The sequence below is a fragment of the Suttonella ornithocola genome, from assembly GCF_001889065.1.
Classification (GTDB): domain Bacteria; phylum Pseudomonadota; class Gammaproteobacteria; order Cardiobacteriales; family Cardiobacteriaceae; genus Suttonella_A; species Suttonella_A ornithocola.
This window is the reverse complement of record NZ_LWHB01000094.1, coordinates 1-10799: the sequence shown is the minus strand read 5'-3', so window position 1 is coordinate 10799 and position 10799 is coordinate 1. Positions and strand designations below refer to the sequence as shown.

The 10799-nt window shown below is 41.0% G+C and carries 11 protein-coding genes; 2 read left to right on the top strand and 9 right to left on the bottom strand.

Annotation, left to right across the window (positions count from 1 at the left end; translation table 11 throughout):
* Window positions 1–5: 5 nt before the first annotated feature.
* Window positions 6–329, top strand: a complete 324-nt coding sequence (locus tag A5N85_RS07845) for a transposase (protein WP_072576740.1) — start codon at window positions 6–8, stop codon at window positions 327–329.
* A 136-nt stretch (window positions 330–465) separates the two neighbouring features.
* On the opposite strand, the gene A5N85_RS07840 is transcribed toward A5N85_RS07845, so the two are convergent.
* The 6 genes from A5N85_RS07840 to waaC form a co-directional block, all read right to left on the bottom strand.
* A complete protein-coding gene (locus A5N85_RS07840) occupies window positions 466–1626 on the bottom strand; it encodes a phosphoglycerate kinase (protein ID WP_072576739.1) in 1161 nt (386 codons plus the stop codon).
* Between the two features lie 62 nt (window positions 1627–1688).
* Window positions 1689–3674 (bottom strand): transketolase, encoded by a 1986-nt coding sequence (gene tkt / locus A5N85_RS07835; protein WP_072576738.1) that lies wholly within the window; start codon window positions 3672–3674, stop codon window positions 1689–1691.
* 17 nt (window positions 3675–3691) lie between these two features.
* Window positions 3692–5821 (bottom strand): carboxy terminal-processing peptidase, encoded by a 2130-nt coding sequence (locus tag A5N85_RS07830; RefSeq protein ID WP_072576737.1) that lies wholly within the window; start codon window positions 5819–5821, stop codon window positions 3692–3694.
* Window positions 5822–5938: 117 nt separating this feature from the next.
* Window positions 5939–6628 carry a Sir2 family NAD+-dependent deacetylase gene (gene cobB, locus A5N85_RS07825; RefSeq protein WP_072576736.1) on the bottom strand — a complete coding sequence of 230 codons (690 nt, stop codon included), beginning with the start codon at window positions 6626–6628 and terminating at the stop codon, window positions 5939–5941.
* On the bottom strand, window positions 6625–6981 hold the full coding sequence (locus A5N85_RS07820) for a DUF423 domain-containing protein (RefSeq protein WP_072576735.1): 357 nt from the start codon (window positions 6979–6981) through the stop codon (window positions 6625–6627). Before A5N85_RS07820 ends, cobB begins: the two co-directional genes overlap by 4 nt.
* Before the next feature lie 5 nt (window positions 6982–6986).
* Window positions 6987–7979: a lipopolysaccharide heptosyltransferase I gene (gene waaC / locus A5N85_RS07815; RefSeq protein WP_072576734.1), complete on the bottom strand. Its 993-nt coding sequence runs from the start codon at window positions 7977–7979 to the stop codon at window positions 6987–6989.
* Window positions 7980–8043: 64 nt separating this feature from the next.
* On the opposite strand from waaC, the gene hisN reads away from it, so the two are divergent.
* The gene (gene hisN / locus A5N85_RS07810) at window positions 8044–8820 is read left to right on the top strand and encodes a histidinol-phosphatase (protein WP_072576733.1); all 777 of its coding nucleotides are present in this window, start codon (window positions 8044–8046) and stop codon (window positions 8818–8820) included.
* A 52-nt stretch (window positions 8821–8872) separates the two neighbouring features.
* On the opposite strand, the gene A5N85_RS07805 is transcribed toward hisN, so the two are convergent.
* The 3 genes from A5N85_RS07805 to A5N85_RS07795 form a co-directional block, all read right to left on the bottom strand.
* On the bottom strand, window positions 8873–9424 hold the full coding sequence (locus tag A5N85_RS07805) for a hypothetical protein (RefSeq protein ID WP_072576732.1): 552 nt from the start codon (window positions 9422–9424) through the stop codon (window positions 8873–8875).
* A gap of 90 nt (window positions 9425–9514) precedes the next feature.
* Window positions 9515–10033, bottom strand: coding sequence for a 5-(carboxyamino)imidazole ribonucleotide mutase (gene purE, locus A5N85_RS07800; RefSeq protein ID WP_072576731.1), 519 nt, complete (start codon window positions 10031–10033; stop codon window positions 9515–9517).
* A partial coding sequence (locus tag A5N85_RS07795; RefSeq protein ID WP_072576730.1) for an ATP-grasp domain-containing protein occupies window positions 10030–10799 on the bottom strand: 770 nt, incomplete at its 5' end. The genes purE and A5N85_RS07795, both read right to left, overlap by 4 nt.

Below are 10799 nucleotides of genomic sequence, written 5' to 3'. Positions count from 1 at the left end.
GATAGATTGGATTRTTTGCCTTACGCTTATATGATGGTTCTATTAACAGCGATATTTTCTCTCATTGGGTGAGAGAAGCACTGTTACCTGAGTTACCTAAAAACAGTGTAATTGTCATGGACAATGCCGCTTTTCATAAACGCAGTGATATTCAAGCAATCATTGAAGAGCATGGGCATGAGATAGTTTGGTTACCCCCTTATAGTCCAGACTTAAATCCTATTGAAAAGATGTGGGCTTGGATTAAACAAATACGCAAAGAATGGCGGATGGATTGTATTGATACTTTATTCTTTTATCTGCTTTGGATTGGGTTGGGTTTTAGATGATTGCACTATAATTTCTGTGACTCTTTTATTAGCCTTTGACTATAGATATTAAGTTAACATTGTATGCATTTTTGGGAAGTTGACTATAATAAAAAAGCACGCTTAAGCGTGCTTTTTTATTAGTTCATAACTAATCCTATTTTAAAACTTCAACACCTGGTAAAGCTTTACCTTCTAAATACTCAAGCATTGAACCGCCACCAGTTGAAATATAGTCAACTTTATCTTCAATACCAAACTGACCAATCGCAGAAATCGTATCGCCACCGCCAGCGAAAGTGAAAGCAGGTGTTTTTGCAATTGCATCACACATGACTTTGGTTCCTTCTGCAAAAGGTTCCATTTCAAACACGCCAACCGGACCATTCCACACAATCGTTTTCATTTCAGCAATCATGCGCGCGTAATTTGCCGCGGTTTCAGGACCAATATCTAAAATCATTTCATTTGGTGCGACATCTTCTACTGATTTAGTCTGTGTTTTCGTATCCGCAGAAAACTCTGTGCCAACTACCACATCAACAGGAAGTGGAATATTAACGCCACGCTGTTTTGCTGAAGCTAACATTTGTCTGGCTTCTTCTAATAAATCGGGTTCATAAAGTGAACTACCTACGCTATAGCCTTGAGCAGCAAGGAAAGTATTGGCAATACCGCCCCCTGGAATTAAAGTATCGACTTTTTCTAAAAGGGCTTTAAGAACCAATAATTTTGTTGATACTTTTGAACCACCCACAATCGCCATCATCGGACGTGCTGGATTTTTCAAGATTTTCTCAAGTGTTTCAACTTCTTTTTGTACCAATAAACCTGCACAAGCAACTGGCGCTTTTTCAGCAACGCCGACCGTAGAGGCTTGCGCTCTATGCACTACACCAAAACCATCACTCACAAACACATCGCAAAGCGCGGCATACTTGCTAGCAAGCTCAGGATCATTTTTCTTCTCACCTTTATTAAAGCGTACGTTTTCTAACATAACGACTTCACCTGGAGAAACTTTTGGTGGGTTTTCTAAATAGTCCTTGATTAAAGGCACTTCTTGTCCAAGCTTTTCCCCTAAATATTTCGCTACTGGCGCAAGAGAATACGCTTCATCATATTCGCCTTCTGTTGGCCGACCAAAATGTGCCATGATTAAAACCGCTGCACCTTTATCCAACGCTAATTTAATCGTTGGTAATGCTGCCATAATACGAGCATCACTGGTAATTTTGCCGTCTTTCATCGGCACATTTAAATCTAAACGCATCAATACGCGCTTATCTTTTACATCAATATCGGCTAAAGTCCGCATAATTTATAACTCCTTCTCAATGAAAAACGGCTCTGAAAATTCAGAGCCGCCACTATATACCATCAAACTGATAATTTCACTTTTTCAACGACATTTTCAACCGTAAAGCCAAACTGCTCAAAAAGCTGTTCAGCAGGAGCAGAAGCACCAAACGTATCTAATCCAATAACGGTTCCTTTATCGCCAACAATTCCTTTCCAAAGCCCTGTAACGCCGGCTTCAACAGCAATTTTCACCAATCCTTTTGGCAAAACCTTTTCTTGATAAGATGGTTCTTGCGCTAAGAAAATATCTAAACACGGCATAGAAACGACTTGCACAGAAATCCCTTCTTTTTCTAAAGCCTCAGCCGCTTTCATGGCTAATTCTACTTCTGAACCACTAGCAACTAAGCAAGCCTTTGCATTCTCTGTTGCTTTTAAAATATAGCCACCTTTAGCAATATCAGTAATTTGTGCGTCATCACGTGCTAATACCGGCAAACCTTGGCGAGAAAGTGCTAAAGCACTTGGCGTTTCATTATTCAAAGCACTTTGCCAAGCAGCTAATGTTTCAACCCCATCACAAGGGCGCCAAACATTTAAATTAGGAATTAAGCGCAAAGATGATACCTGCTCAACAGGTTGATGCGTTGGTCCATCTTCTCCTAAACCAATTGAGTCATGCGTTAATACATAAACCGCTGGAATTTTCATTAACGCAGACATCCGCATACCATTACGCATATAGTCAGAGAAAACTAAGAATGTTCCTCCGTATGGACGAATGCCGCCATGGAGATACATGCCATTCATAATAGCCGCCATTGCAAATTCTCTCACCCCATAATGCACATAATTACCACCAAATTGATGCGGTAAAATAGATTTGCTAAGCGTACTTGCCGTTAAGTTAGAGCCTGTTAAATCCGCAGAACCGCCAACAAGTTCAGGTAATAATGGCGCTACAATATTTAGTGCATTTTCAGACGCTTTACGCGTTGCAACTTTTTCTGCTTTTGCTTGTAATTCTTTTAATGCTGATCGCATTTTATCGCTGAAATCTTTTGGCAAATCCCTTTTCATTACGCGACGATATTCACTGGCTAATTCAGGATGTGCCTTTTCATAAGCAGAAAACGCGTCTTGCCAATCTGCTTCCCACTGCTTACCTTTTTCAGACAAATCTGCTGCTTCTTTAGCCCCTTCTGGTAATTCAAAATCCCCACTTGGTAATCCTAGAGCAGATTTCGTTGCTGCAATTTCTTCTGCTCCTAAAGGCGCACCATGGCTTTTTTCACTGCCTGCTAAATGTGGAGAACCAAAACCAATGGTGGTTTTACAAATGATAATGGTAGGTTTATTCGTTTCAGATTTTGCCTGACGAATCGCTTGGTCAATGGCTTCACTATTATGGCCATCAATCTCGCCAATAACTTGCCAACCATAAGCATCAAAACGCTTAGCAACATCTTCACTAAACCACGGTTCTACTTCACCATCAATAGAAATACCATTAGAGTCATAAAAAACAATCAATTTTCCAAGCCCTAAAGTTCCTGCCAGTGAGCAAGCTTCATGAGAAATCCCTTCCATCAAGCAGCCATCGCCAAGAAAACAATAAGTGTAGTGATCAACAATTTTATGATTATCGCGGTTAAATTGCTCAGCAAGATGCGCTTCAGCAAGTGCAAAACCGACGGCATTAGCAATCCCTTGTCCGAGTGGACCGGTCGTTGTTTCTACTCCCGGTGTTTCATGAACTTCTGGATGCCCTGGAGTAATGCTATGTAATTGACGAAAATTCTTAATATCCTCTAAGCTAACGGCAAACCCTGTTAAATGCAGTAAAGAATATTGCAACATAGAGGCATGACCATTAGAAAGCACGAAGCGATCGCGGTTTTCCCATTTAGGATTATGAGGATTGACGCGCAAATGCTTTTGCCATAGAACAGTTGCCATATCCGCCATACCCATTGGTGCACCCGGATGACCTGATTTTGCTTTTTGCACTGCATCCATACTTAAAATGCGGATAGCATTTGCCATTAACGCATGAGTATTCATTCTTTCTCCTTTCCTAATTAAGCCGCGTTTTTATGTTCGGTTTTTGTAAGCTTCTCAATATAATTAAAGAAAATATTGAGCCCTTCATATAACCCAACATCTGGTACAAAAATCTCTTTATCTTCCTCATTATCAATTACTGCATTACGCTTTTTGATATCTTCTCGCCGTTTTTCATCAGAATGCAAAGCAGGAATATCTTTTTCCTGCGCTGCCTTATAATCTTCGGTATAGGATTTCCACTGACGATATTGCTGACGGCGCTCATCTAAATTTAATGACCAATCCGTTTTATTATTTTCTCGTTTAACACGATCCATATATTGCCCATAACGAACTAAGGCAGGACGCGTTTTCATACGCTGTAAATGTTGTTCTTGCAAGGACTTCACAATCTCTGCATTCACTAATTGATATGATTTAAAATCCGCAGACGGAACTTTTCGCCAAGGCAAAGCATGCGGCATACTTCTTTCCCCCACATCATCAATATGGCTACTAGAAGGAAGAACGACATCTGGAACTACTCCTTGTAATTGATTACTGCTGCCCGTAATTCGGTGAAACATTGAAATGGTTAGTTTCATCTCTCCTAATGCTGGAGAGTTCTTTGAAACAAAGCGATTTAAATCTATAACTGTCTGAACAGTTCCTTTCCCAAAAGAAGTACTGCCAATAATAATGCCACGGCGATAATCTTGGATAGCCGCTGCAAAAATTTCAGAAGCAGAAGCAGATTGATGATCAATCATCACCGCCAACGGTCCTTCCCATAGCGCGCCTTTATTAGTATCCCGCTCAACATTCATACTACCGTCTTCACTGCTAACCGTTACCACTGGTCCTTGGTCGATAAACAAACCAACCGTTTGAATGGCTTCGTATAAAGAGCCGCCACCGTCTCCGCGTAAGTCAATAATAATGCCATCAACTTTTTTCGCTTTCATTTCCTTAATCAACTTTGCCATATCTCGGCTAGTACTACGAAAATCCTTTTGATGTTTTTTAGCTCCTTCAAAATCCATATAGAAAGAAGGAAGCTGAATAACGCCAATTTTCTTTGTTATTCCATTTTCGGTAACCGTTTCAATTTTCCCACGCGCAGCTTGCTCTTCTAAATTGATTTTATCTCTCTCTATCAAAACTTCTTGCTCAGGTTCACTTGGATTACTGGGTTCAATTAACAAACGAACAAAAGTACCTTTTTTTCCTCGAATCAATCGAACAGCTTTATCCAAACGCATCCCAACAACATCTTGAATTTCGCCTTCCTTCCCTTGTCCAACCCCAATAATCCTGTCTTTTAAATGCAGCTTCCCACTTTTATAAGCTGGACCACCGGGAATCAGTTCATTAATCGTAATTTTATCGTCTTCAGACATTAATGTGGCGCCAATCCCTTCTAAAGACAAGGTCATACCAATATCAAAATCTTCAATATTACGTGGAGAAAGATAATTAGAATGTGGATCATAATTACCAGAAATCGCATTCATATAGACATCAAAAACATCTTCAATGGTCATTTGATTCAAGCGTTTTTGCAAATTTTGATAACGCTTTGTTAGCTTTTCAACTGCCTGCTTTTCATCCTTACCGGACAAACGAAGACGAATCAAAGCATCTTTTAACCGTTTTTCTTGATATTGATAAACTTCTGATAAAGACTTATGCCAAGGTAATTGCTGCTTGCGATTACGATAATCAGGGATATTGACGCTATCTTGCTTCTTTAAGTCAAACGGTTTTTTTAAGCGTTCCAAACTCCAGTTATTTAAATCTGTCGCTCGTTGGCGATAACGCTCAAATACATTCACCGCCGTAGTCAAATCTCCCCTTCTCACCGCTTTGGGCAAATCTTTTCTTAAAGGGGCAAATTCATCAATATCACTTTGTAAAAAATAAATATGTCCATAATCAAGTGCTTGTAAATAATCGTCAAATGCTGGTGCTGATACATCCTGTAAAGATAGCTTTCGATAGTGATGATTGCTTAATAAATTCATCCCCAGCATGAATGCACGTTTTTGAACATCAGTAACAACCATAGGAGCTGGTTTAGAAAAATCATTTGCTATTGTTTTAGTTTCAGCATGCACAATATCTATTGCAGCTAATCCCAATATAAATGCCCACTTTTTCAACATAGCATTCCGTCCACAAATAAAAGCGTCATGCTAGCACAAAGCCGCTCTTGCATATAGCGCCGTTCAGATTTCTGATCAGACAGAAAACCTCAATTTTTTCTTTATCAACTTTCAATCTCATTGAAATAAAACATCCTCAACCCAATATGAAACAGCTTCTGTCGCCTGACCATATACTCCTTCATCAAACAAACGCGACGCAGCTGTTTTTCCCAAATTGATTTCTACTGTTTTTGCACCATAGCATTTTGCCGTCTGCACAAATCCCGCGGCAGGATAGACAATGCTAGAAGTCCCGATAGCGACAAAAACATCAGCATTTAATAAAGCTGTTTCAATTTCCTCCATATAATAAGGCATTTCTCCAAACCAAACGATATCAGGACGTAAACACGCTTTCTGCCCACAATTTGGACAAGGAACATAACCATCCACATCCTCCTCCCAGAAACTCACCTCCCCACATGAAAGACATCTAATTTTCTTCAATTCACCATGCATATGAATGACTTCTGCCCCCGCACGCTCATGCAAATCATCCACATTCTGAGTAACCAATACCACTGAGTGTTGCTTGGCTTGTTGCAGCTTTGCAAGGGCAGTATGCGCAGCATTTGGTTTAACCGTCTTTAATTGCGCTCGGCGGGCATTATAGAATTGCTGTACCAATTCAGGATTTCTTAAAAACCCTTCGGGCGTTGCCACATCTTCTACACGATGATTTTCCCACAAGCCATCTGAAGCGCGAAACGTTTGAATACCAGACTCTGCAGAAATACCCGCCCCCGTTAAAACCACAATATTCATTTACGCCCCTCTCGCCACAACAAACCCATCAAGACCGCCCAACCCAATAAAAAACAGACGCCACCAATCGGTGTAATAAAACGCAAAGATGACCAACCCGTTACCAAGCTCATCAAATACAATGAACCACTAAAACACACTACTCCTGCAACCCAAAAATAAGCAACCCATAAAAACCTTGATGTTTGCGTTGCTGCTAACCACAATAAAGCCAAAACATGCACAATATGATAACGTTGTGCCTTTTCAAACCATGTTGCCTCTTGCCCCAAAAGCACACCATGTCCAGTCGCTGCGCCTAGCGTTACCCATAAAAAACCGCCAATTGCAGCGACAATTAGCCATCGTTTCATACCACTTACTCCTGTAATGTTAAAAACGTTTCCCAAATTTCACCAGCCTGCCAAATATGCATACAACTATTTTCCTCAGTCCCACCATGAACATGGCAATCTTTTTTCATACACGGATTAGCATGGGATAAATTCTTAGCATGTATCCCCATCATCCCAGTTAAAGTCGCATCCGTTGGACCAAAGATCCCTAAAACTGGTGCACCACAGGCAGCAGCTAAATGCCCCAATCCCGTATCTACAGAAATCACACCCGCACTACGATAAATTTCTTGTTGTAATTCTACTAAAGACAACTTAGGGAGAACTTTTGCACCGCTTCTTGCTAATCTTTCCGCACGTTCTCGCTCCTCTACATTCCCCCACGGTAAAACTACGTTAAATCCTGCATGATTAGCCAATTTAATCAATTCATGCCACGTTTTCTCTGGAAGCTGCTTACTCCGCCAAGTTGTTCCATGAAAAAATAACAATTGCTTTGTATCTGAAGGCTGCCATAAAGGTAAACCATAATCTGCTTGACCCTCTGGTTGATAATCAAAAGCGCCCCCCATCAATAATCGCATTCGCTCAACCGCATGTAACCCTTTTTCTACCCGAATACACTGATGATAAGCTAGTGCTGCTAAAGGTTCTCGCGCACTCACATTGTCGTATCCTATCCGCTCATCGGTTCGTATCATTCGCATTAACAATGCACTTTTTAATAACCCTTGCGCATCAACCACCTTAAAATATCGCTGCGTCCGTAATTGCTTGCGCATTTCTCGCCATTGCTTTGACCACCACCAACGCTTTTCTTTACGCAGCCTTCTCAGTGGCACTACTATCACATTTTTTACTAACGGATGAGCAGAGACCAAGTCCGCAAAAGCTTCCTCTACTACCCAACTGACCTTTACATCTGGCATCGCTTTTGCCAAATCGCCCAACATTGCAAAGCCATGTATCACATCTCCCAAAGAGGATAACTTTATCAATAGCAATTCACGCGACACCTCATTCCCCTAAAAACTTTGGAGCGCATATAATACCGCTTCAACCTCAAAAAGGCAGACAAACATGCACCATCATCTTCTAGAACTCCTCACTTTTGCAGAACATCTTGCTGACGAAGCAAGAAAAATTACTCAATATTATTTTCGTCAACCCTTATCCATTCAAAACAAAGTAGACCAAAGTCCTGTTACCATTGCTGACCAAAAAACAGAAGCTTATCTACGACAGCTTATTAAAGAAACCTACCCCACCCACGCCATTATTGGTGAAGAACACGGCAGCACAGGAAACTCTCCTTATCGTTGGATACTTGACCCTATTGACGGAACCAAAAGCTATATTAGTGGATTTCCTATCTATTGCACGCTCATTGCGCTACTCTATCAAGAGCAACCGCTGATTAGCCTTATTGATATGCCTGCCTTAAACGAACGATTTACGGCTACCGCGGAACAAACTACCCAACTGAATCAACAACCCATTCAAACCGCCCATACTCAAACGCTTTCAGAAAGTATTTGCTATACCACTAGTCTCGATATGTTTAGCGCAAAAGAGCTCCCTGCCTTCCAAGCCTTAAGCAATGCTGTTCGCCTACAACGCTATACTGGCGACGGCTATAACTATGCCATGCTAGCCGCTGGTTGGATTGATCTTGTCGTTGAATCTGATATGAAACCTTACGACTATCTACCGCTCATCCTTATTGTTAAAAAGGCCGGCGGAATGATCACAGACTGGCATGGCAATTCGCTTACCCTGAATAGCAAAGGAGACATCCTCGCCACTGCTAATCCGGCACTACACCAACAAGCCCTCAATTACCTTAATCAGGAATAATACAATAAGCTCTAAACTTAGCAGAAACAACCTGTTAGTCTAGAGTCATATTTTAATTATGCAAATAAATAATGATAGCGAAACCAATAATAATTAAACCTAGCATTGCAACGCAAAAAGATTTAGAAATGTAATCTTTCCATGTGGGCGGTGGCGGTAAAGAAAGATTTTGATAGTCAGGACACTTTGCTTGCCACTTATTCATCAACTCCTGTGCAACACCATCGCCATTCTTTAAATTCCCTATCAGTAAGCAAGCCTGAATAAGATTGTCATTGTTAAAAATACGCTCGGCTGGGTCATTCTTTTTGGGTAAAACGGGCAATAAAGCCTCATGCGGATAAGTAATCAGTAAAATATTGGTTTGCCACCAATGCCGCTTAGCCTCGTATTGCATTGCTCGGATATTTTCCCAACGCAAATAGCCACAAGGATACATGTAATACGGGAGTAAGGCTTTAGAAAAATAGAAACCTTTATCGGTTAACACTAGCGCTTTTCGGCTTTGATAAAACACTACCCAAACCGTGATTAAAATCACAAATAGTAAAAAACAAACGGCAAAGATTTGCCATGTATTGAGGAAAAGATTAACGCCACCCAAACCATTAAGCTATTGTGGCGTAATAATTTTATTGAATAAATCTTTTCCATTTTCTTAAAAATGGCGATATTTAAATCTTAAAAATAATGCTTAAAACTGACAGGAATAATCCGTTTTTAAGGCTTCTGCTTTAGCTAATACACTTTCTTTGCGGGTTAATTGATCGTGTGTTAAGGCTTCTCTTAAAGGGTTATCTGACATCGCCAACATTCTAAGCGCTAATAATCCCGCATTTTCTGCGCCATTTAAGGCAACAGTGGCAACTGGTACACCCGCAGGCATTTGTAAAATAGATAAAATACTGTCCCAACCATCAATAGAATTACGCGATAAAATGGGCACTCCAATTACTGGTAAAGCGGTTACCGATGCTAACATTCCAGGCAAATGGGCTGCACCACCGGCACCTGCAATAATCACGCGCAAACCTCTATCAGCAGCGGTTTTTCCGTATTGAATTAAGCGTTCTGGCGTACGATGCGCCGATACAATGGTTAGCTCATACGCCACAGAAAACTGCTCACACACATCCGCTGCTGCTTTCATCAAAGGTAAGTCGCTATCGCTTCCCATCACAATACCGATTTTTGGAAAAGATTGCTCATTCATGATTTCGCCTCCACGCTCAAAAAAGGTTTGATAGATTGTATCATTGTTGGTAATGCCGTGGATTGTTCTGCTGTTAGCGTTACATGCCCCATTTTACGCCCCGGCCGAACTTCATTTTTTCCATACCAATGAACATATACTCTAGGCTGACGTAATAAATCATCTAAATGTGAAAGCCTAGCCTCGCCTTGCTGACGCTTTCCGCCAACCAAATTTAGCATTGCTGCCGATGATAATGCGGTTGTTTCGCCTAATGGCTGCTGCGCTAATATCCGCCACATTTGTTCAAATTGAGAACAAACACAAGCCTCAATCGTCAAATGCCCACTGTTATGCACTCGACAAGCCGTTTCATTCACCCAAACTTCTCCAGATTGGGTAACAAACATTTCTACCGCATATAGCCCTTCTTTTCCAAAAGCGGTAGCGACTTTTAGCGCTAATCTTTCCGCTTCAGCAATTATTTCATCAGATAGCTGCACAGGCATTTGCACCACATCCACCAAATTTAAGGCTTCATCAAAAACCATCTCTACTAATGGATAAAGCTTTTGCTGCCCATTGGCATCAACCGCTACAATCGCTGCAATTTCTTTTTCAATTGGACACAGCGTTTCAATCACACTTGGCACATCCCATAATGATGACATATCGTCTGATTGGCGAATGACTTGCACGCCTTTGCCGTCATATCCGCCTTTACGCGTTTTTTGCACAAAAGGAGGGGCTATTTGAATATCTGCCGCCGTTTCCGCCAAAGAAAAAG

Bases quoted from the DNA above. Each gene is read 5' to 3' on its own strand.
- A5N85_RS07840 (WP_072576739.1), bottom strand. From the start codon at position 1,626: ATGCGGACTTTAGCCGATATTGATGTAAAAGATAAGCGCGTATTGATG.
- tkt (WP_072576738.1), bottom strand. From the start codon at position 3,674: ATGAATACTCATGCGTTAATGGCAAATGCTATCCGCATTTTAAGTATG.
- A5N85_RS07830 (WP_072576737.1), bottom strand. From the start codon at position 5,821: ATGTTGAAAAAGTGGGCATTTATATTGGGATTAGCTGCAATAGATATT.
- cobB (WP_072576736.1), bottom strand. From the start codon at position 6,628: ATGAATATTGTGGTTTTAACGGGGGCGGGTATTTCTGCAGAGTCTGGT.
- A5N85_RS07820 (WP_072576735.1), bottom strand. From the start codon at position 6,981: ATGAAACGATGGCTAATTGTCGCTGCAATTGGCGGTTTTTTATGGGTA.
- hisN (WP_072576733.1), top strand. From the start codon at position 8,044: ATGCACCATCATCTTCTAGAACTCCTCACTTTTGCAGAACATCTTGCT.
- purE (WP_072576731.1), bottom strand. From the start codon at position 10,033: ATGAATGAGCAATCTTTTCCAAAAATCGGTATTGTGATGGGAAGCGAT.